This window comes from Alcaligenes sp. AB3, assembly GCF_031844565.1.
Lineage (GTDB): Bacteria > Pseudomonadota > Gammaproteobacteria > Burkholderiales > Burkholderiaceae_B > Alcaligenes > Alcaligenes faecalis.
Genome location: NZ_JAUZVM010000002.1, coordinates 288,835 through 312,409 on the forward strand (window position 1 = coordinate 288,835; position 23,575 = coordinate 312,409).

Here is a 23,575-nt window from a genome sequence, read left to right on the forward strand (position 1 = left end):
CCAGGATGCCGCATTGGTTTTTACTGCAAGCAGGCTTAGAAGCGGTAAGCCGTATTCAGATGCACGGCCGTTTGTGCGTTGGTGCCTTTGCCTACTTGGGCGCTGATACCGGCCCCCAGCGTCCAGTTATTGCTTAACTGGCCCACGGTTCCCAATTCTAGCAGACCTGTGTCACGCACTCGCTTTTGGTCGGTAGGCAGATAAAACTGGCGATTGTTGTAGACGCCATCCTGCAGGTGCGCGCCCAGTTGCTTTGCTGGTTTCTTGAACTCGTGCAGCCACTCTGCAGAGGCATACACAGCCCATTGATTGCTGAGCGCCACATTGATTTGATAGCCCAGGCCACTTTGTACAGAGGTCTGATCCTGGGCGTCGAAGCCCATGGAGGTGGACAGACCCTGCCCGTCCTCGGACAGGGATTTGATCTTGGCTTTCTGCAGACTCAAGCTCAACAGCGGACCATGGGTGACAGTACCGACCTGCCAGTCGTAGCCTGTACTTATCTTGCCACCGTATTGGCTGCCGCCCGCTTTGGCCTGGTGCTCGCGTGTGGCGGCACCAAGACGCAGGTGGCGGCGGGTTTTATTGTCCAGATCGCTGTAGAACAGCTGGGCGTTGAACCATAGATTGCTGGCTTGCCAACGTCCGTACAGGCCGGCTGACTGACGTTTTTGGCTGTAACTGCCGTTGTTGGCGGTTTTGCCATCCAGGTCCTCGTAGGACAGGTAAGCACCTGCCGTCCAGTCGTTCATGCGCTTGTCCACACCGAGCTTCCATCCCGCCTGGGTACCGTCCAGACGCGAGTTCGAGCTGCTGCCATTGCGGCTGATGGCTTCCCCCTGGAACCAGACGGACAAACCTGGGTTCCCGGACGAGCTGACAGTGTGCAGGCGACGATCAATATGCTGCATTTGCATTTGCCCGGCGGTATTGGCGGAGGAGGCCAGTACGGCTACCTGACTGGGAGCGCTCAGGACAGCATGGGCATAGTCAGCAATCGTTCTATGGCCGCCTGAACTGGGGTGTACGCCGTCGGCAAACAGATAGTGTTGATCTGCTCCGGCTGCGACCAGATCGGCGGGGGTGCACAGGCGGGAGGAAACACTGCCGCAGGCGGCAGTGTTGACGTTGCTAAAGCCATAGGCTTGGGGATCTGCGGCCACTTCATGCAAGAGCGCCGAGACATTCAAAGGAATGATGTTGGCTGAGCTTGTTGCCAGTTGCTGGGTGAAAGCCTGGTTGTAGCTGTCACTGAGCAAGGTGGCGATACCTGCGCTGATCGGTGAGCCGGAGAACTCCGGAGTCATGCCCAGGTCAGGGATGTTGGGGACCAGAATATAGCGCGCGCCTGCTTGCGATAGCGCGTTGACAAGGGCAGCTTGATTGCCGACGGAATCAGCCACGATCTGAGACATATTGAACGGATCTTTTACGGCGGCAAACAAGTCATTCGCGCCACCCCAAACGGTGTACAGGGCCTGCCCGTCCAAACGCCCGTTGCTCATGGCCAGCAGTTGGTTGGTCTGGGTTGTCATGGCGGGCAAAGGTGGATTGGTGGGGCCGGGAGGGCTGCTGGGGTCCAGCAGCTCATCGACGGCCACGCGAGCACCACCGACAGCATAGTTGCTGCCGCCCTGGCTGCTAGGTGAGGCGTCGGTTTCCAGCTTTTGAGCCAGAACCTGGGACCAGACCTGGCCAGGATTGGTGGTAAAGCGCGAGCCGAACTGTCCACTGTCAGTCAGGCTGTCGCCGATGAAGTAGGTATTGGAGAACGCTTGGGCTTGTGTCCCGGCATGCAGGGTCATCAAGGCCAAGGCAAGACATGTTTTTTTCATTGCGCAGTCATTAAAAAGGCGTTCCCCAAGCAGCACCTTTTGAACAGCCCTTTGCTTTTTGTGTCGTGGCGTTCAAGGTCAATCAGCATCTCGGATGGAACAGGTGGATGAAAAGATCATCGGATCAGGACCATCATAGTCAGGAGGCGTTTATTTCTGACACAGACAGGCACAGGATTGTGCGGTCAGGATAAACGCGGGCAATGGGCAAAAAAAAAACGCCATGCAGTTGCATGGCGTTTTGGTTCAATCCTGATTGGGCTTAGCCGCGGACCAGGGGGGCGACACAGACATTGGGGTTGTCGGCCAAGGGCACAAACTTCATGCTGCCACCGTCATAGGCGTCGATGGTGCCAGACTCAATGTCGTAGACCCAACCATGCAGCGTCAAGCGGCCTTCGGACATGGCCAGGCGCACGGAAGGGTGGGTCTGGATATTGGCCAGTTGGGCAACCACGTTTTCCCGCACCATGGAAGCAATGCGATCTTGCTCGCTGGCGTGCGTGCGGGCTTCATTGACCAGACGTGCCGAGTCGGCATAACGCAGCCAGTGCTCCACAGCAGGCATGTGATCCAGGCACTGACAGGAGGCAATGGCGGTCATGGCGCCACAGTCGGAGTGGCCGCAGATCACGACATCGGATACACGCAGGGCGGACACGGCGTATTCCACGGAGGCGGTCACCCCACCGGGTTCTGGACCGTAGGACGGGACGATGTTGCCAGCGTTACGAATCACGAACAGATCGCCGGGTTCACGTTGTGTCACCAGCTCTGGGACCAGACGGCTATCGGAGCAAGAGATAAACAAAGCGCGGGGGTTTTGTTGTGTAGCCAGATTTTTGAAGAGCTTGGCGCGCTTGGGGTAGGCTTCCCGTTGAAATTTCAGGAAACCGTCGATAATGTCTTTCATCCTTGTCCTTGTAGTTCGGCTTGGATAGAAGATTAACTCTTCAAGGTCATAAGGTAAAATACCGATTTCTGATGCTTTTCATTGGCTTTGCTTATACGAAGGCCCCTTATGCTCTTGCGCCATCTTAATTACTTTCTGGCGGTTGCCCAGTATCAAAGCTTTACCCGCGCCGCGCGTGCCTTGCACGTGTCTCAGCCGGCCCTGTCGCAACAGGTGCGTCAGCTTGAGGAGCATTTGGGCGCGCAATTGTTTGACCGCACCGGGCGTCTGGTGCGTTTGACCGATGCCGGTGAGGTCTATCTGCGTTATGCCCGGCAAGCCTTGCAGGATCTGGAGGAAGGGCGGCGGGCCTTGCACGACGTCAGTGATCTGAGTCGAGGCTCCTTGCGGGTGGCGGTGGCACCGACCTTTACGTCCTACCTGATTGGTCCTTTGGTGGAGGCCTTCTACCGGCGCTATCCCAATGTGCGTCTGGTGATTCAGGAAATGTTGCAGGAGCGCGTGGAAACGCAGCTGGTCGAGGACGAGCTGGATATTGGTATTGCGTTTGAAAAGCCTACCTCGGCTGCAGTGGAGTTCCAGCCTTTATTGGTGGAGACGCTGGCCCTGGTGATGAGCCGTACGCACCCCTTGGCCGAGCGGCGCAGCATTGATAGGGATACCTTGACGCGTGAATCTCTGGTCTTGCTGACCCCCGAGTTCGCCACGCGCGGACAGATCGAACGTCATTGTCGTCAGCATGATCTGGACTTGAAGGTATCGATGGAGTCCAACTCGCTCAATGCGGTCATTGAGGTGGTGCGGCGCACAGGTCTGGCGACCTTGTTGCCCGCTGCCATTGCCAGCAATAGCGAGTATTTGGTAGCGGTGAGTCTGGACCCGGCACCGCCGCAACGGCGGGCCATTCTGATGCAGCGCAAAGGCGCATATCAATCTGCTGCGATGCGCGCCTTTATTGAGCTGGCGCTGAAATACGGCGCGGCATCGACGTTTTAATACGGGTGTCCGGCAGAGCGGTAGTCACGCTCTGCTGCGGGCACTTTACAGCGCCACCACCACACTTTGTTCCAGCGGACGCAACTCGCTTTCCACAGCAGGTTTGCCCTCGTTCAAATGGGCGACCAGATCTACCGTGGTAGAGATACGCGTCAACATCAAACAGGCCACTTCACCCCCGGCAACACGGCTGCTATGCCAGCAACCGGGACGCATGCATACACCTTGCCCTTGAGGGATGCGGAAGGCTTTCAGGGTGGACAAGTCCGGGCCGCCTTCTGGCTTGCTCTCGGCCACGATATGGATCACTTCACCGGTCAGCGGGATCAGTGCCTGTTGTGTCAGCAGGTGGTTTTCCAGCGTCGTGATGTTGCGATCCTGAATCCGGTAATTCACCCACAACACTTCGGTCTGACCGCTTGGACCTGTGTCAAACGCATGTTCATGCCAGAAATCGGTAGCGGCATTGCTGAAGGCTGCCGTCGCAGGCGCCGTGGCCAAACCTTTGCCCAGCATCCAGCCATAAGGGGCAAAAGCCTCGGGGCTCAGGGGCTGGGGAGTCAGGGTGATTGGGGTGCTCATGGTTTATTGCTCAAAGAAAGTACTAAGGCAGCATCTTATCAAGAATGTAGCCTCGAACCCGGATTGGCCTAGATCAATAAGCTTGAGTTTCTCGTGGGTATTGTGGAACTAAGTAAAACATCCCCTGTCTTGAAGAGGGCTCGTCTTTACTTAGCGAGCTAAGCAAGCCGCCTTTTTTCATGGGCGGCTTCGCTCTGTTTGCTTTCTTGACAAGGGGTTGCTGTGCTTCAAGCTGTTTCGCTGACCTGTAGACGGGGCCAGCGTCGTGTGTTCTCCGAGCTGAGCCTAAGGCTTGAAGCTGGCCAATGCTGTTTGGTCAGTGGGCCCAATGGCAGCGGCAAAACCAGCTTGCTGCGCATCCTGGCCAATATCGCCCAGGCCGATGAAGGTCAGTTGATCTGGCGCGACCGCCCCGTGCAAAGCAACGATAGCGATTACCGACGACAACTGGTGTACGGCGGACATGCGCCAGGGCTTAATGGCAGCTTGTCGGTGCAAGAGAATCTGGACAGCCTGCTCATGCAGGATCGTGTGCCGCTGGAACGGGAGGCCTGTGATCAGGCGCTGCTGGCAGGCGGTTTGCTGGCTTACCGTCGCGTGCCTGTACGGCAGTTGTCGGCTGGACAACGCCGCCGCGTGTTTCTGGTGCGCCTGTCCCTGAGCAACCGACCCTTGTGGATTCTGGACGAGCAACTGACTGCGCTGGATAGCGCTGGTCAGAAGTTTCTGGGCGAGTTGATTGCGCAGCATCTGCACAAGCAGGGCGCTGTCATTCTGACCAGCCACCAGACCTTGCCCTGGGATTTGGAGGTGCAGCATCTGGATCTGGGGCAGGCATGTTGAGCCTCTTTTTAGCCTTGATGAAGCGCGAGTGGCGCCTGGCGATGCGTCGCCCCGGCGACGTTCTGATCCCTCTGGTTTTCTTCCTGGTGGTGTGCAGCCTGTTCCCCTTGGGCGTGGGGGCGGATGCGGCCTTGCTGTCCAAGATGGCCCCCGGTGTGCTGTGGGTGTCGGCCTTGCTGGCCACCATGCTGTCGTTAAGCCGCCTGTTTGAGCAGGACGAGCAGGACGGCGCGTTGGAGCAGGTGCTGTTTTCGCACTTGCCGTTGAGCCTTTGGGTCTTGGGCAAGGTGTTGGCGCATACCTTTTTGACAGGGGGGCCTTTGCTGTTGCTGGCGCCGATTCTGGGGCTGCAATTCAGTCTGCCTACGTCCAGCCTGGGTGTGCTGATGGTGTCTCTGGCGCTGGGCCTGCCCGTTCTGACCTTGCTGGGGGCGATTGGTGCGGCCTTGGTACTGGGTCTGCGCTCAGCCGGGGTCTTGCTGGCTTTATTGATTTTGCCCTTTTACGTTCCCGTGCTGGTCTTCGGGGCGGGGGCGGTGCAAGCGGTTCAGGCCGGATTGGGTGCGCAAGCGCATCTGTCCGTTCTGGCCGCTTTTTTACTGTTGGCTTTGTTCTTCGCGCCACCTGCTACGGCGGCGGCGCTGCGCCTTGCTCTTGAGTAAATTCCATGAACTTTTTGTATCGCTACGCTGCCCCGCAGAATTTTTACTTCCTGGCCGGACGCATTGTGCCTTGGGCATCCGCTCTGGCTCTGCTGCTGTTCGTAGTTGGGGCGTATGTAGGTTTTTTCCTGGCTCCAACTGATTTCCAGCAAGGCGAGGGCTACCGCATCATTTTTCTGCATGTGCCGGTCTCATGGATGTCCATGCTGATCTATCTGGCCATGGGCTTCTGGTCCTTGATCTGCCTGGTTTTCAATAGCCGCACGGCGGCCATGATGGCGGCCGCGCTGGCACCGACCGGAGCCATCTGTACGGTCTTGTCTTTAGTCACGGGGGCTTTGTGGGGCAAACCCATGTGGGGCGCCTGGTGGGTCTGGGATGCTCGTCTGACTTCCGAGTTGCTGCTGCTGTTTCTGTACATGGGTTTCATGGGATTGCGCGGTGCCATCGATGACCCGCGCCGTGCCGATAAAGCCGCTTCCATCCTGGCCTTGGTCGGGGTGGTGAATGTACCCGTTATTTATTTCTCGGTGCAATGGTGGAACACCTTGCATCAGGGGGCTTCGGTATCGCTGACCAGCTCGCCGTCCATGGCCACCGTCATGCTGACGGGCATGTTGCTGATGAGTCTGGCCATGTGGTGCTACAGCATTGCCATCGCACTGTACCGGGTGCGCAATTTGATTCTTGAACGTGAGGCGCATACCGCCTGGGTTCGCAACTTGACGGAGGGCTGATGATGCATTGGTCGAGTGTGGGCGATTTTTTCGCTATGGGCGGCTATGCCGTGTATGTGTGGGGCTCGGTGCTGGCCTGTACCGTGTTGATGCTGGGCGAAGTGCTCAGCGTCCGGGCAGGGCGGGCACGGGCCTGGCAGCGGGTACGTGACGAGCGCGCCCTGGGGGATAGTCGTCATGACTAAGCGACAGAATCGTCTGGCCCTGATTCTGGGCGCCCTGGTCGTGCTGGGGGCAGCGACGGCCCTGATCTTGAACGCTTTTCAAAGCAGTCTGGTGTTCTTCTTTACCCCCACGGAAGTCAGCCAGGGACAAAGCCCCGAGAACCGGACTTTCCGAGTCGGTGGCATTGTGCAGATGGACAGCATCCGTCGTGGTGGCAATCAAGGTATGGCTGTGAACTTCGTGGTGACGGACGGCGCGGCCCAGGTGCCTGTCAGCTACACCGGAATTTTGCCGGACCTGTTTCAAGAAGGGAAAGGCGTGGTGGCCCAAGGGCGCTTGAACGAACAGGGGCATTTTGTGGCGGAAGAAGTGCTGGCCAAGCACGATGAAAACTACATGCCACCGGAGGCCATGCATGCCATGGAGCAGGCCGAGCGTGCGAAACAAGGAGCTCAGCCATGATCCCGGAGCTTGGGCACTTTGCCCTGATTCTTACCTTTGTGCTGGCGCTGGCCCAAGGCATTGTGTCCTTGTATGGGGCCTGGCGCGGCAATCTGGCCTGGATGGCCTTTGCCCGTCCAGCGGCCCGCTGGCAATTCGGTTTGGTGACCTTCAGCTTGCTGTGTCTGGCCTGGTCTTTTGTCAGCTTTGATTTTTCTGTGGCCTATGTGGCACAGAACTCCAGCACCAAACTGCCTTTGTTCTACCGCATTGCCGCGGTGTGGGGCGGGCATGAAGGCTCGCTGCTGCTGTGGATGTTCATGCAAACGGGCTGGGCTTTTGCCGTCAGTGTTTACTCGCGCTCCTTGCCCGAGGCCATGCTGGCTCGTGTGCTGGGCGTACTGGGTCTGATTACGGCCGGTTTCCTGCTGTTTGTGCTGATCAGCTCCAACCCCTTTGAGCGCATGTTCCCGATTCCGGCAGAAGGTCTGGATCTGAACACGCTCTTGCAGGATATTGGCCTGATTGTTCATCCGCCCTTGCTGTACATGGGTTATGTGGGTTTCTCGGTGGCCTTTGCCTTTGCGATTGCTGCTTTGCTGGCAGGCCGTCTGGATGCCAGCTGGGCGCGCTGGTCGCGCCCCTGGACAACCTCGGCCTGGCTGTTTCTGACCCTGGGTATCGCCGTAGGTAGCTGGTGGGCCTATTACGAGCTGGGTTGGGGCGGCTGGTGGTTCTGGGACCCGGTGGAGAACTCCTCCTTTGTGCCGTGGTTGGCGGGCACCGCCTTGATTCACTCTTTGGCGGTCACGGAAAAGCGCGGCAGCTTCAAGAACTGGACGGTTCTGCTGGCAATCAGCACCTTCTCGCTGTCCATTCTGGGCGCTTTCCTGGTGCGCTCCGGTGTGTTGACTTCAGTGCATGCATTTGCCACTGACCCGGCACGTGGTGTGTTCATTTTGAGTCTGTTTGCCGTCATTGTTGGCAGCTCTCTGATCCTGTTTGCCTGGCGTGCACCGCGCGTTGGGGCAGGTGGGCAGTTTGCCGTGGTGTCTCGTGAGTCCTTGCTGCTGGTCAATAACGTTTTACTGGTTGTGGTGACGGGCACGGTCTTGCTGGGGACTTTGTATCCCCTGATTATGGATACGCTGGGCCTGGGCAAAATTTCCGTGGGGCCACCTTATTTCAACAAGGTATTTGTGCCTTTGATGATCCCGGCCCTGGTTCTGATTGTGTTTGGCGTCATGGCGAATTGGAAGCGTGCCAGCATGATGGATATGGTGCGCCAACTTGCCCTAGTGATTGTGTTCAGCGTCGTGCTGGGTGCAGCCATTCCTTTGCTGTACGGCCAGTGGCAGGGTACAGCCGCTTTGGGAGCCGGTCTGGCCATGTGGATTGTGCTGGGCAGCTTGTTTGATGTGGTCAAGCGTGTGCGCGCTACGCGTTCCGGTGTGTTCTCTCAGCCGCGCAGCTGGCTGGGCCAGCATCTGGCTCATATCGGCGTGGCTGTCTTTGTGCTAGGAGTGACCATGGTCAGCCACTACGAGACAGAAACCGATGTCTTGTTGCAGCCTGGCCAGACGGCGCAGGTAGGCGCGTATGACGCGCGCTTCCAGGGCGTACGCATTGTGCCCGGCCCGAACTACTCGGCCGAGCGTGGCACAGTGGAGCTGCTGCAGGACGGCAAAGTGGTGTCGACCTTGTACCCGGAAAAGCGTACCTATCTGTCCTCGGCCTTGCCCATGACGGAATCGGCTATCAATGCCAATGGTTTGCGTCATATTTACGTGGCGCTGGGCGACAACTTCGACCAGGGCGGTTGGAGTGTTCGCCTGTACTACAAGCCCTTGGTGGACTTCATCTGGCTGGGTTGTTTGTTGATGGCCTTGGGCGGTGCTTTGGCCATCAGTGATCGACGCTATCGCGCCAAGCAAACCCGCGCCGCCGTTCAAAACAAAGCCATGAATACGCAGGTGCAGGCATGAACCGTTTTACCGTCCCTTTGATCGGCTTTGTATTGCTGCTGGTGTTTTTGGGCATTGGCTTGACCTTGAAGCCTAGCGAAGTGCCTTCGCCCTTGGTTGATAAACCGGCCCCGGCGTTCAGCCTGCCTCAATTGCACAATCCCGAAGCCCGTTTTTCGGGGGAGCAAATGAAGGGCCGTGTCTGGCTGCTGAATGTGTGGGCCTCCTGGTGCTACCCGTGTTTGACGGAACATCCTTTTATCAAGGAACTGTCCACCAAGCACAAGGTGCCGGTGGTGGGTCTGAACTACAAGGACGTGCCCGAGGAAAGCCGTGAGTGGTTGCTGCGCAATGGCAATTCTTACGAGGTCTCTGTCATGGACCGGGATGGTCGCGTGGGCATTGATTTCGGTGTGTACGGTGTGCCGGAGACCTTTGTGATCGACAAGCAGGGCATTGTGCGCTTCAAGCATATAGGCCCCGTGTCGCGTGAATCCATGGAGGAAACCTTGTTGCCCTTAATTCGTCGTTTGGAGCAGCAGCCATGATGATGCGTCAATGGATGGCGGCATTAGCTACCAGCGTGTGGCTTTTCATACCCTCTGCCCAGGCCCAGTCGGGGGCGCAAGGGGAGCAGGAGTCGGTAATGCTGGAAATTGCTGCTGAGCTGCGTTGTCTGGTGTGCCAGAACGAGTCTATTGCAGCTTCGCGTGCCGAGCTGGCTGTGGACTTGCGCCATCAGATCATGGAGCAGTTGGGGCAGGGCCGTAGCCCGGATCAAATCCGCTCGTATATGGTGGACCGCTATGGCGACTTCATCTTGTATCGCCCGCCCTTCAAGTCCACTACTGCACTGCTCTGGCTGGGACCAGCCCTGTTGTTGCTGACAGGCTTTCTGGTCTATGCCTTTACCCTGCGCCGTCGACGCCGTGCGGGTGATGAAACGGCCCTGACTGATGAGCAACGCCGCCAAGCCGATGCTCTCTTGCAAGGCTCTTCTCGGGATGAACAATCGTGACTATTGTTTTTTATATTGTGGCCGCGCTGCTGGTCCTGGTGTGTGCGCTGTATTTGATGTTGAGCGTCAAACGCAAACCCGCCTTGCAGCGTGTGGTTGAACACAAGCAGGCGAACCTGGCGATCTTGCGCGAGCAGTTGAAAGAAATCGAGCGAGACAAGCAGGCTGGTGTCTTGTCCGCTCAGGATTTCGAGCAGGCGCAGATGGATTTGCGTCAGCGCGTCCTGGAGGAGAACGAGGGATTGAAAACGGAGTCGGTGCAACAAGCCGGCGCACCAAAACTGGCCTGGACCTTGATGGTCAGCATCCCGGTTGCGGCCATTGCTTTGTACTTTTATCTAGGCAACCCGGTGATGCTGGACCCAGCCGCCGTGCAGCAACAAGCCAATGCGCAGCCCGTGGATATTGAGGCCATGGTGGCCCGTCTGGAACAACGTCTGAAAGAAAACCCGGATGATCCTGGCGCCTGGCTGATGATGGCCCGCTCGCACCGTTACTACGGTCGTCATCAGGAAGCGGCAGAGGCCTATGCCAAAGCCATGCCGGTGGTGGACGGAGATCCGACTGCCCTGGCTGAATATGCCGAGTCCATGCTGCTGGCTGGAGTCGACACTCTGGATGGCTTGCCCGGCCGTTTGGTCAAGCGTTCCCTGGACCTTTATCCGGAAGAGCCTTTGGGCCTGATGCTGGCAGGAGCTGCCGCCTTGCACAAGGAGCAGTATCCCGAGGCAATCGATTATTGGCAGCGTTTGCTGGCGCAATTCCCGGCGGATTCGGAAACTGCCAAAGTGGTGAATCAGGGCTTGCAGTTGGCGCGTGAGCGTATGCGTATGCCAGCGAACTCGGCACCGGAACCTGCCGCGGCCCCCTGATATGGAAATTGTGTCTTTGGATTTGGGGCTGGTCGCCCTGATAACGGCTTTTCTGGCGGGGATGGCGTCGTTTCTGTCCCCTTGCGTCCTGCCTTTGGTGCCCGGCTATCTGTCGTATCTGGCCGGGGATGGGCAAGCCTATACGCAGGTCAAGCGTAGCCAGTTGCTAGGCCGCAGTGTTTGTTTTGTTGCTGGCTTTTCGCTGGTGTTCATTGCACTGGGGGCGAGCCTGTCGTACCTGGGCCAGTTGTTGATGGCGTATCGCTATCAGCTCAATCTGGCAGCAGGCGTGATGGTGGCCTTGGCCGGTTTGAGTGTGATGGGTGTGCTGCGCATGCCCATGAGCCTGCAACGCTACTATCGCTTTGAGTCCGGCAAGGCGGCTGGTCCTGGCGGTGCAACGGTGATGGGCCTGGCCTTCGGCTTTGGCTGGACGCCGTGTATCGGCCCGATTCTGGCTGGCATTCTGATGATGGGGGCCAGTACCGCCAGCGCAGGCAAAGCCAGTATTCTGCTGTCCGTTTACGCCTTGGGCCTGGGCGTCCCTTTTATTCTGGCTGCCTGCTTTGTGACGCCGTTTTTGCAACGCATGACGCAAATCAGGAAGATCGGGCGCTATGTGCGCTGGGGTGCGGGACTGGTATTGATAGTGATGGGCTGGGCCATGGCAACGGGCGAGCTGGCACGTTTTGCTATCTGGGTTCTCAAGACGTTCCCGGTTTTAGGGCAGTTGGGCTAATAAGCGTCAGTATTTTTCGGTAGGCGCTGCGGTGCTTTATCTGCTGTCAGGAAGCACCGCCTTGTCATTTCACGGCCGCATTGCCGCCATCGGCAAACAGGGCAGAGCCAGTAACAAAACTGGACAGGGGGCTGGCAAGAAAAAGTGCAGCGGACGCAATTTCTTTGGGCTGGGCGATTCGCTTCATGGCGTGCAGTCCTGCCGCCCATTCCTTGGTGCTCTGATCTCCGGCGATATCGGTATCGGTTCCGCCCGGTAACAGCGCATTGGCCCGTATTCCTTTGGCTGCATAGTCCGCTGTGATGCCTTTGACCAGTCCCATGAGTGCCGCTTTAGCAGCACCATAGGCGCTCATGCCGGGCAGGCCGACACTGGTGCCGACAAAGCTTGATGTGAAAACGATCGAACCGCCACCGCGCTTGAGCATGGCTGGAATCTGGCTACGCGCACCCAGAAAGGCTGCTCCAAGATTGGTATCCAGTGTTGCTTGCCATTCTTCCAGCCTCATCTCGGCCAGCGGCTTGAGGGCACCGACAATACCGGCGTTATTGATTGCAATATCCAGCCCGCCAAATCTGCTGGTCGCGGTGTCGATCAACTGCTCATGGGTTTCAGCCCGTGTAACGTCGCCCGCCACAAGCTCAGCGCGGCCGCCATGCTGCCGGATTTCCTTGGCGACGTCCTCAAGCAAAGCGCTGCGCCTTGCTGTCAGGACAACAGCTGCTCCGTGCTCGGCAAACATCAATGCCGTGGCGCGGCCAATGCCGGAGGATGCGCCAGTAACCAGGGCAACCTTGCCATCAAGTAAAGCCATGAGTGAAATCTCCTGTGGTCCCATTGAGAGTTCACATCGTAGTTATCCTGGCCTGACAGGGAACTCCGTTTCTTGCCCTCAAACCTGTTCTTGAGCTTTGGGCCGCCAGCCGATCTCAGTCTTGCACTTCACGGCGCAGCAGTTCACGCTTGCGATCTATGCCCCAGCGGTAGCCGGCCAGATCGCCATCGCGCCGCACAACGCGATGGCATGGGATGGCGACGGCTATGTGGTTGTTGGCGCAGGCCTGGGCCACGGCGCGCACTGCTTTGGGCGAGCCTATGCGTTCAGCAATCTCGGTGTAGCTGACGGTGGTGCCTGGCGGGATCTCGCACAGTGCGCGCCAGACACGTTCCTGGAAGGCCGTGCCTTGCACATCCAGCGGCAGGTGCAAGCCAATGGAAGGGGTTTCGATAAAGCCTACGACCTGGGCGATCAATTGTTCGAAATACCCGTCGCTGCCAATGATCTCGGCTTTGGGAAACTGGTCCTGCAAATCGCGTACCAGTTGTTCGGGGTCCTCGCCCAGCAAGATGGCGCAGATGCCGCGCTGGCTCTGGGCGACCAGAATCGCCCCCAATGAACACTGGCCCACCGCGAAACGGATAATCGCACCGGCACCACCGGCCCGGTAGTCGCGTGCACGCATGCCTAACAACTGTTCAGAGGCTTCGTAAAAGCGGCTGTTGGAGTTGAAGCCGCTGTCGTAGATCGCACTGGTGATGGACGTGTCCGGGCTGCTCAGTTCTTCGCGCAGTCTGCGAGCCCGATAGGCCGAGCTGTATGCCTTGGGCGTCAGGCCCGTTTCCGCCTTGAAAAGACGGTGGAAATGAAAGGGGCTTTTGCCTACCTCGGCCGCCAGCTGCTCCAGCGATGGCTGCGTCTCCGAAGTTTCGATCAGGCGGCAGGCGCGCGCTACGATGGCGGCCCGTTCGGCTGCCGCACTGGTCTGATCGCCATGAAGGCGACGGCTGTAGCGATAACCCGCTGCTTCAGCGTCCTGGGCTGAATCGAAAAACTCGACGTTCTCGCGCTTGGGAAGACGCGTTGCCGAACTGGGCTGGCAGTACACGCCTGTGGTGCGTACCGCATAGACGAATTGACCGTCGGCAGCGGGGTCTCGTGCTTGCACGGCTGCCCAGCGCTGATCCTCGGTTTCGTACGCACGCTTTGTAGTCATGGGGCATATGTCCTGACATCATTCATTACGAAGCCAGAATACGCTGGTCTTTCATCGCAAGCACTCCGATTCTTGCGGCCAATATTGGCAGGTCTGACCGGTATTGTCTCAGAGGTGGGCAGCGATTGCCGGTATGCTTGTGCCCGCCAAGTCCGCCATAGAAAAAGGCCGGTATCAACCGGCCTTTTACGCTCTGCTGGATTAACGCCATGAAAGGCGTTGCAGGCTTACAGGGCGCTGGGGGTGTAACCCGCTTCTTCAATCACTTTCAGGGCTTGCGCGCCATCCAGACCTTGAACGGTAACCTGGTGTTTTTCCAGATCCGTGCTGACAGTGGCTTGAGGGGCGACAGCCTGAATGGCTTCGGTGATGCTGCGCACGCAGTGGCCGCAGGTCATGTCGGGTACGGAGAAGGTGGACATAGCTGACTCCTTTGATAAAAACAATGGAGTCAGCTTAAGGCTTGCCACGGGGGCAAGGTCAAGCGCTGTTTTCTTTAAAACAGGGCTGGCGACATCAAACGGATCTGATCAAACTCGGGATTGCCTAGCCATTGAATCTGGCTGCTGGCCAAACCTGGGCCTGATTCCTTGTTTTCAACAAAGGCACCGTAGGGGATGGTCTGTTTTTGTGTGTCCAGCAGGACAACGTAGCTGGAACTGGTGCAGTCATGGGGCTTGCAGCCCTGGAACAACTGATAGTCGCGGCCATCCAGAGAAACTGTTTCGCCTGGCGAGGCTGTACCAAAGTCTTTAACCCAGCTGGCGTGTTTGGCTACGTCCTGCATCAGGCTTTGATACTGCTGGGCCACTTGCTTGTTGGACTTGGCCAGGTCAGCCAGATAAACGGATTCCGAGGATTGTGCATGGCCCAGGAAGGGAACGAGCAACGCGCTGCCAAGGACCAGACGGCACAAAGAATGGGAAATACGCATGGGATCTCCAATAATGAGGCGAGCCCCCAGTTTAGCAGCGCGTCCGGCGCGGCATTGTTAACAAAATCAAGGAAAACCTGCATAAACGGCTCTTCGTACAGTCGTTATAGTGCTTATCCGTCCATGGGATTGGCAGGGGGCTTTGTTTCCGGTCGAATTACCAGGACATTTGAGGGGTGTAGGTAAAAACCACAGCTTGCCAGCAAAATTGTTTCATAACTAAACTATTTATAAATGAATGGTTGGCATAGTTGAATTTGTAGTTCGATCTGCTGTGCATCTTAATTAAAGACAGCCTATAAGCGCGGTGGCGCAAGGAGATAACATGAAACGTATTGCATTGACTGTGGCTTTGGCTGCGGCTTTTGGCGGTTCTCTGGCTCACGCCGAGACCATCAAAGTGGGGATGGCAATGGACACATCCGGTCCGTTCGCTGCCGTTGGTGGTGAGGTTCGTGATGGCTTTAATCTGGCCATCAAACAACTGGACGGCAAGCTGGGTGGTTTCCCGGCCGAGTTCATTCAACAGGATATGGCCGGTAATCCCGACCAGGCCCGCCAATTGGTCAATCGCTTCGTGCAGCGCGACAAGATCGACTTCTTTACTGGCCCAGTGGGTTCCAACGTAGCTCTGGCAGTGGCTCCCGCTCTGTTCTCGGCCAAAGTGCCTTACCTGACCAGCAATCCGGGTCCCAGCCAATTGGCCGGTGCCGGTTGTAATCCGTACTTCTTTGGCGTGTCCTACCAGAACGACGCCTTTGACGAGGCCGCCGGTAAAGTGGCTGCGGATCGCAACTACGAAAAAATGTTCATCATTGCCCCTGATTATCCAGCCGGCAAGGATCACCTGAACGGCTTCAAGCGTGGTTACGGCAAACCCGTCAACGACGAGCTCTACACCAAGCTGGGCCAGATCGACTACTCGGCTGAACTGGCACAGATCCGTGCGGCCAAGCCGCAGGCCGTGTTCTTCTTCCTGCCCGGCGCCATGGGCATCAACTTCATCAAGCAGTTCGTGGCTGCTGGCCTGAACAAGGATGTGGTCTTGCTGGGCCCGGCCTTCTCGGGTGACGAGGACATCATCCCCGCCGTGGGCGAGCCTATCCTGGGCATGTTGAACACCGCCCAGTGGTCGCCTGACCTGGATGTTCCCGCCAACAAGACCTTTGTGGAAGAGTTCCGCAAAGCCTACGACGGCCGCTATCCATCGGTTTACGCTGCTCAGGCTTATGACGTGATTCTGGCTATCGACGCTGCCGTCAAACAGGTTGATGGCAAAGTGTCCGACCGCGAAGCGGTGCTCAAGGCATTGAAAGCCGCCGACTACAACTCGGTTCGTGGCCCATTTACCTACGGCAACAACAACTTCCCCGTGCAGGCTTACTACCTGCGTGAAGTGGTCAAGGATCAGGACGGACGTCTTGTGAACCGCATGGTCAGCAAGGTGTTTGACTCCTACCAGGACGTCTACGCCAAAGAATGCAAACTTAATTAAGATTCACAGGTGGTAAAAGCATGTCGCTCATTCTGATTAGCGAGCAATTGCTGAATGGTTTGCAGTTTGGTTTGATGTTGTTTCTGATTGCCGCGGGCCTGACTTTGGTCTTCGGCATTATGGATATCATGAACCTGGCCCACGGCTCCCTCTATATGGCGGGAGCCTATGTGGCCGCGGAAACCATGCAGCGTACAGGGTCTTTTACCGCCGCCATTGTGGTGGCGGTGGCAGTGACAGCCCTGGTCGGTATTGCCCTGGAAATTCTCATTCTGCGCAAGCTGGTCACTCGTGATCACCTGGCTCAGGTATTGGGAACCTATGCCGTTATTTTGATCGCCAATGACGTGGTCAAAATGATTTGGGGGCCAACCCCCGTAATGTTGAATATGCCTGCCTTGTTGTCCGGGCCGGTAGAACTCTTGCCTGATTTCCTCTATCCCGCCTTCCGTCTGATGATTATCGCGGTCGGTCTGGTGATGGCGCTGGCCCTGTATGCCTTCGTGACCAAAACACGGGCTGGGGTGCTGGTGCGAGCAGGTGCCTCCAACCGACAAATGGCGACCCTGATGGGGGTACGCGTTCCCATCCTGTTCCTGGGTGTGTTCACTCTGGGAGCCGCTTTGGCAGCGCTGGCCGGTGCCTTGTTGGGTCCGATTACCGCGGTCCAGATCGGTATGGGCGAGGACATTCTGATCCTGGTTCTGGTCTGCATCGTGATTGGCGGGATTGGTTCGATTCGTGGCGCGTTTGTAGGGGCCTTGCTGGTGGGTATGGTCGATACTGCTGGCCGTGCATTCCTGCCCATGCTGCTGCGTAACGTCTTCCCGGCAGATGTAGCTTCCAGCGTGGGTCCTACGATTGCTGCCATTTCGATCTATGTCCTGATGGCTGTTGTTCTTGTTTTCCGTCCTTCGGGCCTGTTCCCGGCGCGAGGTTAATGTATGTCTACTTCGCGTATTTTTTCGGTCCTGGTGCTGGTGGCCTTGCTGGCTTTCCCATTGATTGCACCGATGTATGGACTTGAGTTCTACATTTCCTTTGTGCGTCGTATCTTCATCTACGCCCTGGCCGCCAGTGCCCTGAATCTGGTGCTGGGCTATGGCGGGATGGTGGCTCTGGGGCATGCCGCGTTTTTCGGAGCAGGGGCCTACACCGTGGGCATCCTGGCCACCGAAGGCGTGCAAAGCGGTCTGATTGCCTGGCCTGCCGCCATGGTGATCTCCGGCCTGCTGGCTTTCCTGACCGGCGCCGTGTCGCTGCGTACCCGTGGTGTGTACTTCATCATGATTACGCTGGCCTTTGCCCAGATGATCTTTTATCTGTTCATTTCCTTGCGCCAGTACGGTGGCGAGGACGGCCTGAACATGTACAGCCCTTCATCCTTGCCCGGTATTGATCTGAGCAATGAGCTGAGCTTTTACTACCTGGTTCTGGCCATTCTGGTGGCGGTCCTGTTCCTGTTCAACCGTCTGGTCAATGCCCGCTTCGGGCAGGCCCTGATGGGCACTCGTGAAAACGAAAGCCGCATGACAACTTTGGGCTACCCCGTCTACCGTATTCGTTTGACGGCCTACACCTTGAGCGGTGCCATCATGGGACTGGCAGGTGCCTTGCTGGCCAACCATAACTTGTTCGTCTCGCCCAGCCTGATGAACTGGACCCAGTCGGCTGACCTGATCATCATGGTGCTGGTTGGTGGTATTGGCTTGCTGTATGGCGGGGCCCTGGGCGCTTTTGTGATGTTGGTGCTGGAAGAGTTGCTGCGCAACTGGACCGAGTACTGGCACATGCCTTTGGGTATTTTGTTGCTGCTGGTGGTGTTCTTTGCACCCAAGGGCCTGGCCGGATTGGTACGTATCCGCTCGGCTGCTGATCCAGCTACTACCGCCAAGGAGCAAGCATGACGAACACGATAGCAGCCGCCTCCAAGGCGGGCAGCGGTACGGCCGCTTTGCAAGCACGTGGTCTGATGAAGCGCTTTGGTGCCTTGCAGGCGACCAATGATGTTTCTTTGGATCTGGTGCCCGGTGAAATCCATGGCCTGATCGGCCCGAACGGGGCGGGCAAATCCACCTTGATTCACCTCTTGTCGGGCACCTTGAGCCCGGACTCGGGTCAGCTCTTGCTGGGTGGGCGTGATGTGACTTCCTTGTCGGGTCATGAACGCGTTGCTGCTGGCCTGGCGCGCTCCTTCCAGATCACCAATATCTTCAAGAACTACACCGTGCTGGATAACCTGGTACTGGCTCTGCAGGCATGCAGCGGCAGCAGTTTCCGCTTCTGGCGTGCTCGCCAGGCGGAAACCGAGCTGTACGAGCAAGCCCGTGCCCTGGCCGCCGAATGTGCCATTGATGCCTCCTTGCTGCACACCCAGGCCGGTGTCTTGCCGCACGGCGAACAACGCAAGGTGGAGTTCGCCCTGGCTTTGGCCAGCCGTCCGCAAGTTCTCTTGCTGGATGAGCCTATGGCCGGGATGGGGCCGGATGAAACGCTGCGTCTGACTGAATTGATTGAGACCATGCGTGGCAAAGCCACCATGTTGTTGGTCGAGCACGATATGGAAGCGGTTTTCCGTCTGGCTGACCGGATTTCTGTATTGGTGGCAGGTCACATCATTGCGACCGGTACGGCTGCCGAAATCCGCGATAACGAGGCTGTGCGTCAAGCCTATCTGGGTGACGATGACACGCCAGTTCCAACCAAGGTAGAAAGCCATGCTTGAAACGACTCAATTACAAAGCGGCTATGGCGCCAGCCAGGTGCTGTTCGGGGTAGACCTGTCCATTCGTAGCGGACAGGTCGTGACTGTGCTGGGCCGTAATGGCATGGGCAAGACGACCTTGCTGAAAACCATTCTGGGCCAGTTGCCGGTGCGTGGCGGCGATGTGAAGTTCGACGGCCAGTCCATTGCGGGCTGGAATCCGGACCGCATCGCCCGGGCCGGGATCGCCATTGTGCCCGAAGGGCGGCAGTGCTTTCCCAACCTGACCGTGGCCGAGCACTTGACGGCCTTTGCCTGCAATCGCAACCCCAAAGCCAACAAGACCTGGACGCCCGAGCGTGTCTATGACTTTTTCCCGCGCTTGCGCGAGCGTGCGTCCAATATGGGCAACCAGCTCTCGGGCGGTGAACAGCAAATGCTGGCCATTGGTCGTGCACTGGTTACCAACCCCAAGCTGCTGATTCTGGATGAGGCCTCCGAGGGTCTGGCCCCCAAGGTGCGTGAAGAAATCTGGAATTGTCTGGCCGTCTTGCGTGAGGAAGGGCAGACCATCTTGCTGATCGACAAATATGTCGAACGCCTGATGGCCTTGTCGGATCACCACATTATTCTGGAACGTGGCAAATTGGTCTGGCAGGGGAACTCCGAAGCGTTGGGAGCTGATCGCACCTTGTGGACACGTTATTTGGGCGTGTAAAAAGCACAATTTGCAATAATCCTGACGTGCCGCCTGCTTGATCGCAGGCGGCATTTTTTATGCCTTTCGTCAAGGCGCTCCAGGGGAATGTTGCGGAGTAGTTGCACTTTCTTTTGAAAGTTCCCTAAGGGTCTCAGGAAAGATTCTTTCCTTGCGATGTATCAATGTGTAATGAAATGGCATTCCTTACGATGTCCATAAGGCCAGCAGGGTTATGGGTCCTACCCGGACCTCACTGGCAGGAAGCTCTGTCATCCCATAAGGAAGTTGTTATGAAATTACGCCTGTTCACTCTCTCTGCTCTGGCCGCCGGTTTACTGCTCGGCAGCGCCGCGCAAGCCCAGGAAAATGAGCCTGTACAGCCGATTCCCGCCGCTGTTGTTACAGACCCAGCACGTGTTGAACTGGGTAAAAAGCTGTGGTTTGAACCCCGCTTGTCCCGTTCGGGCTTTATCTCCTGTAATTCCTGTCACAACCTGAGCATGGGCGGTACCGACAATATCCGTACCTCCATCGGTGACCGCTGGCAGGAAGGCCCCATCAACTCGCCTACGGTCTTGAACTCCAGCCTGAACCTGGCCCAGTTCTGGGACGGCCGCGCCAGCGATTTGAAAGAGCAGGCCGGTGGCCCGATTGCCAACCCCAAGGAAATGGCGTTCACGCACGAACTGGCCATGGAGTTCCTGAGCTCCATCCCCGAGTACAAGGCCGAGTTCAAGCAAGTCTTTGGCAAGGCCGACTTCGGTATTGATGAAGTTACCTCCGCGATTGCTGCCTTTGAAGAAACCCTGGTTACACCCGATTCGCGCTTTGACCTGTGGTTGAAGGGCGACAAGAAAGCCATTACCGATCAGGAACTGGCCGGCTACCAGCTGTTCAAGGGTAGTGGTTGCGTGGCTTGCCACAATGGCCCTAACCTGGGTGGTACGTCCTTCCAGAAAATGGGTCTGATCGAGCCTTACCAGACGAATAACCCTGCCGAAGGCCGTGCGGCTGTGACGGGCAAGGATGCCGACCGTTTCAACTTCAAGGTACCTACCTTGCGTAACGTCGAGCTGACCTACCCCTACTTCCACGACGGTGCGGTCAATACTTTGACCGAAGCCGTGGATACAATGGGTCGTCTGCAGTTGGGTCGCAGTTTCACCGCAGAAGAAAATGCCCAGATCGTCGCGTTCCTGAAAACGCTGACGGGCAAACAGCCTGAAATCATGCTGCCAATCCTGCCTCCGTCGCGTGACAACACGCCTCGTCCAGTGCCATTTGGTTCTTGATAACAGTCTGTGCAGGCAGCAAGCGCTTTTAAGAGCTTGAGCTGCCTTTGTATGACCCAGGTCTTGGATGTTGTTTTCTGAGCCTGGGTTTTTGTATTTGGCATTGGATTCATCGTCCTGGACTGCCAGTCAGGCTTGAATCCCCTGCTGCTATTGTTGATGCTCGATCAGGCGGGCTAAAAAAATAGTACCATTTAGATACTATTTCAATGACTGGAACCATCATGAGTCGCATTGTCCTGTTTGAGAACATTCATCCTAGCGCCCGTGAAGTTTTTGAGGCTGCTGGTTTGACCGATATTCAGACCTACAAGGGAGCCTTGTCGGGTCAGGAGCTGCTGGACGCTGTCAAAGGCGCCGAAGTTGTCGGAATTCGTTCCCGTACCCAGTTTGACAGCCGGGTGCTGGAGCACGCAGACCAGCTCAAAGTACTGGGATGTTTTTGTATTGGTACCAACCAGGTGGATCTGGACCAGGCCCAGAACCATGGCGTACCAGTCTTTAATGCGCCGTTCTCCAACACCCGCTCCGTTGCCGAGCTGGTGCTGGGCGAGGCCATCTTGTTGCTGCGTCGCATCCCCGAGAAGAACCTGCGTGTACACCAGGGTTTCTGGGACAAGAGTGCCGATGGCGCTTTCGAGATCCGTGGCAAGACCTTGGGCGTGATTGGTTACGGCAATATTGGTTCTCAGGTCGGTACCTTGGCCGAAGCGCTGGGTATGCGCGTGCTCTACCATGATGTGGAATCCAAACTGCCGCTGAGCAATGCCCGTGTCTATGGCAGCCTGAAGCAAATGCTGGCCGAGTCCGATGTGGTCACCTTGCACGTGCCAGGCGGGCAGGGCACGCATAACATCATGAATGCCGAGACGATCGCAGCGATGAAGCCAGGTTCCATCCTGATCAACGCATCGCGCGGCACCGTCGTGGATATTGATGCCCTGCATCAGGCCTTGGTCAGCGGCCATCTGGCAGGCGCTGCACTGGACGTGTTCCCCACTGAGCCGAAAAGCGTGGACGAGCCCTTGAAGAGCCCCTTGATTGGCATGCCCAACGTGATTCTGACGCCGCACATTGGCGGTAGCACCCAGGAATCGCAAGAGAATATTGGCCGTGAAGTGGCCGAGAAACTGGTCAGCTACTTGCGTAGTGGTGCTACCAAGGGCGCAGTGAACTTCCCTGAAGTGTCGTACTACGATATCCAGGGGGCTGTGCGCCTGTTGCATGTTCATCGCAACGTTCCCGGCGCGATGGGTGGCTTGAACAATATTCTGGCCCAGCACGGTATTAACATCACCCGCCAGCAGCTGCAAACGCAAGGCGAGCTGGGTTACGCCATGACGGACCTGGATCGTGTGCCCGAGCAAGGCTTGCTGGACGCTGTGCGCGCCCACCCCGGTACTGTCCGTAGCGATCTGATTTTCCCGGCTTAAAGCGGGTAGTCAGACCCTGAACAAACGGCCCCGGATTCAAAAGAATCCGGGGCCGTCTGCTATCCGTCCGTCTGCTATCCGTCCGTCTGCTATCCGTCCGTCTGCTATCCGTCCGTCTGCTATCCGTCCGTCTGCTATCCGTCCGTCTGCTATCCGTCCGTCTGCTATCCGTCCGTCTGCTATCAGGCCGAGTGCATCGACTTGGTGGGCCAGGCAATCGTCTGTTCTGGGCTGCTGCCGGGAACAATAATGTCGCGCAAGGTGTAGTTATCCAGATAACTCAGGAACTGGACCAGCGCCTGTTTAAGGATATTGCTCAGGTTGCATCGACCGCTCAGGATGCAGTGGGTGCCACTGCCCAAACATTCCACCACTGCCAGATCCGTTTCGGTATAGCGCACCAGCTCGCCCAGGTTGATGTCTTCGGGCGCACGCGCCAAACGCATGCCGCCATTTTTCCCGCGCTGCGTCTGAATCCACCCGCCCTTGGACAGCAGGTGGGTGACTTTCATCAGGTGGGCTTGGGAAATCTGGTGGTACTGGGCAATTTCCGCGATGGTACAGAGCCTGTCTTCGTTCTGGCCCAGATACATCAATTGACGCAGGGCATAGTCGGTAAGGTTGGTCAGGCGCATGATCAGGGCAGTTGCAGCTCGCTGGCCACTTTGGTGGGGTTGTGCTGGAACTGATAGCCAAACCAGAAGCTGCGGGCGATACGCTGGGCGTATTCCAGCGCCAGTTCCGCCATGGCCTGGTTTTCACGTTCCTGACAAGTTTCCTTGAACAGACGCAGCCATTGTTCAAAGTGGCTGGCCTGAATATGCTGGAGCGACAAATGCTTGGCCATGGGGTTGCCATTGAAGCCATCGGTCTTGAGCAGCAGGGACGACCAGAACTCTTCCATGACACCCAGGTGCGTATCCCAATCCTTGATGCGGTCGGAGAAAATCGGGCCAAGGACATCGTCCATGCGGATGCGATCATAAAAGTCCCAGACCAGGTCATGAATTTCCTGGCGGGTACACAAAGCATTGAGAGCCATAATATTTTGAATTTAAAGATATATATTTTATCTATCTTATTGGTATGACTCACCGGGGTCAAGCCGGAAAGAAAACCGCTGCATCGAGAACGGTTCCACACTGAATTTCACGCAGATTCAACGCTTGCTTTTCTACACTGGCCGCATGTTTCAGAATATGGATGTTGTATTTTAGATGTTCAGCTCAAGTGCTCGACTTGCAAAGGAAGCGCGA

Annotated in this window: 27 protein-coding genes; 18 read left to right on the forward strand and 9 right to left on the reverse strand. The window is 57.2% G+C overall.

Features of this window, described 5'->3' with window-relative positions; all coding sequences use genetic code 11:
• Positions 1–35: 35 nt before the first annotated feature.
• Positions 36–1,835: an autotransporter domain-containing protein gene (locus Q9R35_RS06380; RefSeq protein WP_311219560.1), complete on the reverse strand. Its 1,800-nt coding sequence runs from the start codon at positions 1,833–1,835 to the stop codon at positions 36–38.
• Between the two features lie 262 nt (positions 1,836–2,097).
• The gene (locus tag Q9R35_RS06385; protein WP_042483063.1) at positions 2,098–2,748 is read right to left on the reverse strand and encodes a carbonic anhydrase; all 651 of its coding nucleotides are present in this window, start codon (positions 2,746–2,748) and stop codon (positions 2,098–2,100) included.
• A 108-nt stretch (positions 2,749–2,856) separates the two neighbouring features.
• Between Q9R35_RS06385 and cynR the strand changes: the two genes are divergently transcribed.
• Positions 2,857–3,744, forward strand: coding sequence for a transcriptional regulator CynR (gene cynR / locus Q9R35_RS06390; RefSeq protein WP_042483066.1), 888 nt, complete (start codon positions 2,857–2,859; stop codon positions 3,742–3,744).
• A gap of 45 nt (positions 3,745–3,789) precedes the next feature.
• Here cynR and Q9R35_RS06395 read toward each other — a convergent pair whose 3' ends face one another.
• A complete protein-coding gene (locus tag Q9R35_RS06395; RefSeq protein ID WP_042483068.1) occupies positions 3,790–4,326 on the reverse strand; it encodes an ureidoglycolate lyase in 537 nt (178 codons plus the stop codon).
• A gap of 222 nt (positions 4,327–4,548) precedes the next feature.
• Between Q9R35_RS06395 and ccmA the strand changes: the two genes are divergently transcribed.
• Genes ccmA through Q9R35_RS06445 form a run of 10 tightly spaced genes read left to right on the forward strand, consistent with a single transcriptional unit; the run spans position 4,549 to position 11,767 of the window.
• Entirely contained in the window at positions 4,549–5,169 is a 621-nt protein-coding gene (ccmA, locus tag Q9R35_RS06400) for a cytochrome c biogenesis heme-transporting ATPase CcmA (protein WP_063688745.1), read from the forward strand.
• Positions 5,163–5,831: a heme exporter protein CcmB gene (gene ccmB / locus Q9R35_RS06405; protein ID WP_311219561.1), complete on the forward strand. Its 669-nt coding sequence runs from the start codon at positions 5,163–5,165 to the stop codon at positions 5,829–5,831. Before ccmA ends, ccmB begins: the two co-directional genes overlap by 7 nt.
• A 5-nt stretch (positions 5,832–5,836) precedes the next feature.
• Positions 5,837–6,568 (forward strand): heme ABC transporter permease CcmC, encoded by a 732-nt coding sequence (ccmC, locus tag Q9R35_RS06410; protein WP_042483075.1) that lies wholly within the window; start codon positions 5,837–5,839, stop codon positions 6,566–6,568.
• The gene (gene ccmD, locus Q9R35_RS06415) at positions 6,568–6,753 is read left to right on the forward strand and encodes a heme exporter protein CcmD (protein WP_081045431.1); all 186 of its coding nucleotides are present in this window, start codon (positions 6,568–6,570) and stop codon (positions 6,751–6,753) included. Before ccmC ends, ccmD begins: the two co-directional genes overlap by 1 nt.
• The gene (gene ccmE, locus Q9R35_RS06420) at positions 6,746–7,195 is read left to right on the forward strand and encodes a cytochrome c maturation protein CcmE (RefSeq protein ID WP_311219562.1); all 450 of its coding nucleotides are present in this window, start codon (positions 6,746–6,748) and stop codon (positions 7,193–7,195) included. Before ccmD ends, ccmE begins: the two co-directional genes overlap by 8 nt.
• On the forward strand, positions 7,192–9,159 hold the full coding sequence (locus Q9R35_RS06425; protein ID WP_311219563.1) for a heme lyase CcmF/NrfE family subunit: 1,968 nt from the start codon (positions 7,192–7,194) through the stop codon (positions 9,157–9,159). The genes ccmE and Q9R35_RS06425 overlap by 4 nt, the downstream gene beginning before the upstream one ends.
• Positions 9,156–9,686: a DsbE family thiol:disulfide interchange protein gene (locus Q9R35_RS06430; protein WP_042483080.1), complete on the forward strand. Its 531-nt coding sequence runs from the start codon at positions 9,156–9,158 to the stop codon at positions 9,684–9,686. The genes Q9R35_RS06425 and Q9R35_RS06430 overlap by 4 nt, the downstream gene beginning before the upstream one ends.
• Positions 9,683–10,156 carry a cytochrome c-type biogenesis protein gene (locus Q9R35_RS06435; RefSeq protein ID WP_063688736.1) on the forward strand — a complete coding sequence of 158 codons (474 nt, stop codon included), beginning with the start codon at positions 9,683–9,685 and terminating at the stop codon, positions 10,154–10,156. Before Q9R35_RS06430 ends, Q9R35_RS06435 begins: the two co-directional genes overlap by 4 nt.
• Positions 10,153–11,028 (forward strand): c-type cytochrome biogenesis protein CcmI, encoded by an 876-nt coding sequence (gene ccmI / locus Q9R35_RS06440; RefSeq protein WP_042483085.1) that lies wholly within the window; start codon positions 10,153–10,155, stop codon positions 11,026–11,028. The genes Q9R35_RS06435 and ccmI overlap by 4 nt, the downstream gene beginning before the upstream one ends.
• 1 nt (position 11,029) lies before the next feature.
• Complete coding sequence (locus Q9R35_RS06445) at positions 11,030–11,767, forward strand: cytochrome c biogenesis CcdA family protein (protein ID WP_172400420.1); 738 nt, start codon at positions 11,030–11,032, stop codon at positions 11,765–11,767.
• Between the two features lie 64 nt (positions 11,768–11,831).
• On the opposite strand, the gene Q9R35_RS06450 is transcribed toward Q9R35_RS06445, so the two are convergent.
• The 4 genes from Q9R35_RS06450 to Q9R35_RS06465 form a co-directional block, all read right to left on the reverse strand.
• Positions 11,832–12,581, reverse strand: coding sequence for an SDR family oxidoreductase (locus Q9R35_RS06450; RefSeq protein ID WP_311219564.1), 750 nt, complete (start codon positions 12,579–12,581; stop codon positions 11,832–11,834).
• A gap of 115 nt (positions 12,582–12,696) precedes the next feature.
• Positions 12,697–13,761, reverse strand: coding sequence for a bifunctional DNA-binding transcriptional regulator/O6-methylguanine-DNA methyltransferase Ada (gene ada / locus Q9R35_RS06455; protein ID WP_063688730.1), 1,065 nt, complete (start codon positions 13,759–13,761; stop codon positions 12,697–12,699).
• A gap of 227 nt (positions 13,762–13,988) precedes the next feature.
• Positions 13,989–14,183 (reverse strand): heavy-metal-associated domain-containing protein, encoded by a 195-nt coding sequence (locus Q9R35_RS06460; RefSeq protein ID WP_022983238.1) that lies wholly within the window; start codon positions 14,181–14,183, stop codon positions 13,989–13,991.
• Between the two features lie 74 nt (positions 14,184–14,257).
• Positions 14,258–14,695, reverse strand: coding sequence for an Ivy family c-type lysozyme inhibitor (locus Q9R35_RS06465; protein WP_063688727.1), 438 nt, complete (start codon positions 14,693–14,695; stop codon positions 14,258–14,260).
• A gap of 325 nt (positions 14,696–15,020) precedes the next feature.
• Here Q9R35_RS06465 and Q9R35_RS06470 point away from each other — a divergent pair, with 325 nt between their 5' ends.
• The 7 genes from Q9R35_RS06470 to serA all read left to right on the forward strand — a co-directional run bounded on the left by Q9R35_RS06470 (position 15,021) and on the right by serA (position 22,319).
• On the forward strand, positions 15,021–16,190 hold the full coding sequence (locus tag Q9R35_RS06470; RefSeq protein WP_042483093.1) for an ABC transporter substrate-binding protein: 1,170 nt from the start codon (positions 15,021–15,023) through the stop codon (positions 16,188–16,190).
• Positions 16,191–16,210: 20 nt separating this feature from the next.
• Entirely contained in the window at positions 16,211–17,131 is a 921-nt protein-coding gene (locus Q9R35_RS06475; protein ID WP_022983237.1) for a branched-chain amino acid ABC transporter permease, read from the forward strand.
• Between the two features lie 3 nt (positions 17,132–17,134).
• Positions 17,135–18,097, forward strand: coding sequence for a branched-chain amino acid ABC transporter permease (locus Q9R35_RS06480; RefSeq protein ID WP_042483097.1), 963 nt, complete (start codon positions 17,135–17,137; stop codon positions 18,095–18,097).
• Positions 18,094–18,915 carry an ABC transporter ATP-binding protein gene (locus Q9R35_RS06485; protein ID WP_063688723.1) on the forward strand — a complete coding sequence of 274 codons (822 nt, stop codon included), beginning with the start codon at positions 18,094–18,096 and terminating at the stop codon, positions 18,913–18,915. The genes Q9R35_RS06480 and Q9R35_RS06485 overlap by 4 nt, the downstream gene beginning before the upstream one ends.
• Positions 18,908–19,612: an ABC transporter ATP-binding protein gene (locus tag Q9R35_RS06490; protein ID WP_009462239.1), complete on the forward strand. Its 705-nt coding sequence runs from the start codon at positions 18,908–18,910 to the stop codon at positions 19,610–19,612. The genes Q9R35_RS06485 and Q9R35_RS06490 overlap by 8 nt, the downstream gene beginning before the upstream one ends.
• 272 nt (positions 19,613–19,884) lie before the next feature.
• Positions 19,885–20,886, forward strand: a complete 1,002-nt coding sequence (locus Q9R35_RS06495; protein WP_042483105.1) for a cytochrome-c peroxidase — start codon at positions 19,885–19,887, stop codon at positions 20,884–20,886.
• Between the two features lie 224 nt (positions 20,887–21,110).
• A complete protein-coding gene (gene serA, locus Q9R35_RS06500) occupies positions 21,111–22,319 on the forward strand; it encodes a phosphoglycerate dehydrogenase (RefSeq protein ID WP_042483108.1) in 1,209 nt (402 codons plus the stop codon).
• A gap of 182 nt (positions 22,320–22,501) precedes the next feature.
• Here serA and Q9R35_RS06505 read toward each other — a convergent pair whose 3' ends face one another.
• Positions 22,502–22,954, reverse strand: a complete 453-nt coding sequence (locus tag Q9R35_RS06505; RefSeq protein WP_045930876.1) for an Rrf2 family transcriptional regulator — start codon at positions 22,952–22,954, stop codon at positions 22,502–22,504.
• Between the two features lie 2 nt (positions 22,955–22,956).
• Positions 22,957–23,361 carry a group III truncated hemoglobin gene (locus Q9R35_RS06510; protein ID WP_311219565.1) on the reverse strand — a complete coding sequence of 135 codons (405 nt, stop codon included), beginning with the start codon at positions 23,359–23,361 and terminating at the stop codon, positions 22,957–22,959.
• Between the last annotated feature and the right edge of the window lie 214 nt (positions 23,362–23,575).

Bases quoted from the DNA above. Each gene is read 5' to 3' on its own strand.
- Q9R35_RS06395 (WP_042483068.1), bottom strand. From the start codon at position 4,326: ATGAGCACCCCAATCACCCTGACTCCCCAGCCCCTGAGCCCCGAGGCT.
- Q9R35_RS06485 (WP_063688723.1), top strand. From the start codon at position 18,094: ATGACGAACACGATAGCAGCCGCCTCCAAGGCGGGCAGCGGTACGGCC.
- Q9R35_RS06475 (WP_022983237.1), top strand. From the start codon at position 16,211: ATGTCGCTCATTCTGATTAGCGAGCAATTGCTGAATGGTTTGCAGTTT.
- Q9R35_RS06430 (WP_042483080.1), top strand. From the start codon at position 9,156: ATGAACCGTTTTACCGTCCCTTTGATCGGCTTTGTATTGCTGCTGGTG.
- Q9R35_RS06480 (WP_042483097.1), top strand. From the start codon at position 17,135: ATGTCTACTTCGCGTATTTTTTCGGTCCTGGTGCTGGTGGCCTTGCTG.
- Q9R35_RS06495 (WP_042483105.1), top strand. From the start codon at position 19,885: ATGAAATTACGCCTGTTCACTCTCTCTGCTCTGGCCGCCGGTTTACTG.
- ccmB (WP_311219561.1), top strand. From the start codon at position 5,163: ATGTTGAGCCTCTTTTTAGCCTTGATGAAGCGCGAGTGGCGCCTGGCG.
- serA (WP_042483108.1), top strand. From the start codon at position 21,111: ATGAGTCGCATTGTCCTGTTTGAGAACATTCATCCTAGCGCCCGTGAA.
- Q9R35_RS06450 (WP_311219564.1), bottom strand. From the start codon at position 12,581: ATGGCTTTACTTGATGGCAAGGTTGCCCTGGTTACTGGCGCATCCTCC.
- Q9R35_RS06380 (WP_311219560.1), bottom strand. From the start codon at position 1,835: ATGAAAAAAACATGTCTTGCCTTGGCCTTGATGACCCTGCATGCCGGG.
- ccmE (WP_311219562.1), top strand. From the start codon at position 6,746: ATGACTAAGCGACAGAATCGTCTGGCCCTGATTCTGGGCGCCCTGGTC.
- Q9R35_RS06460 (WP_022983238.1), bottom strand. From the start codon at position 14,183: ATGTCCACCTTCTCCGTACCCGACATGACCTGCGGCCACTGCGTGCGC.
- Q9R35_RS06435 (WP_063688736.1), top strand. From the start codon at position 9,683: ATGATGATGCGTCAATGGATGGCGGCATTAGCTACCAGCGTGTGGCTT.
- Q9R35_RS06465 (WP_063688727.1), bottom strand. From the start codon at position 14,695: ATGCGTATTTCCCATTCTTTGTGCCGTCTGGTCCTTGGCAGCGCGTTG.
- Q9R35_RS06505 (WP_045930876.1), bottom strand. From the start codon at position 22,954: ATGCGCCTGACCAACCTTACCGACTATGCCCTGCGTCAATTGATGTAT.
- Q9R35_RS06425 (WP_311219563.1), top strand. From the start codon at position 7,192: ATGATCCCGGAGCTTGGGCACTTTGCCCTGATTCTTACCTTTGTGCTG.
- cynR (WP_042483066.1), top strand. From the start codon at position 2,857: ATGCTCTTGCGCCATCTTAATTACTTTCTGGCGGTTGCCCAGTATCAA.
- Q9R35_RS06490 (WP_009462239.1), top strand. From the start codon at position 18,908: ATGCTTGAAACGACTCAATTACAAAGCGGCTATGGCGCCAGCCAGGTG.
- ccmC (WP_042483075.1), top strand. From the start codon at position 5,837: ATGAACTTTTTGTATCGCTACGCTGCCCCGCAGAATTTTTACTTCCTG.
- Q9R35_RS06470 (WP_042483093.1), top strand. From the start codon at position 15,021: ATGAAACGTATTGCATTGACTGTGGCTTTGGCTGCGGCTTTTGGCGGT.
- ccmD (WP_081045431.1), top strand. From the start codon at position 6,568: ATGATGCATTGGTCGAGTGTGGGCGATTTTTTCGCTATGGGCGGCTAT.
- ada (WP_063688730.1), bottom strand. From the start codon at position 13,761: ATGACTACAAAGCGTGCGTACGAAACCGAGGATCAGCGCTGGGCAGCC.
- Q9R35_RS06445 (WP_172400420.1), top strand. From the start codon at position 11,030: ATGGAAATTGTGTCTTTGGATTTGGGGCTGGTCGCCCTGATAACGGCT.
- Q9R35_RS06510 (WP_311219565.1), bottom strand. From the start codon at position 23,361: ATGGCTCTCAATGCTTTGTGTACCCGCCAGGAAATTCATGACCTGGTC.
- Q9R35_RS06385 (WP_042483063.1), bottom strand. From the start codon at position 2,748: ATGAAAGACATTATCGACGGTTTCCTGAAATTTCAACGGGAAGCCTAC.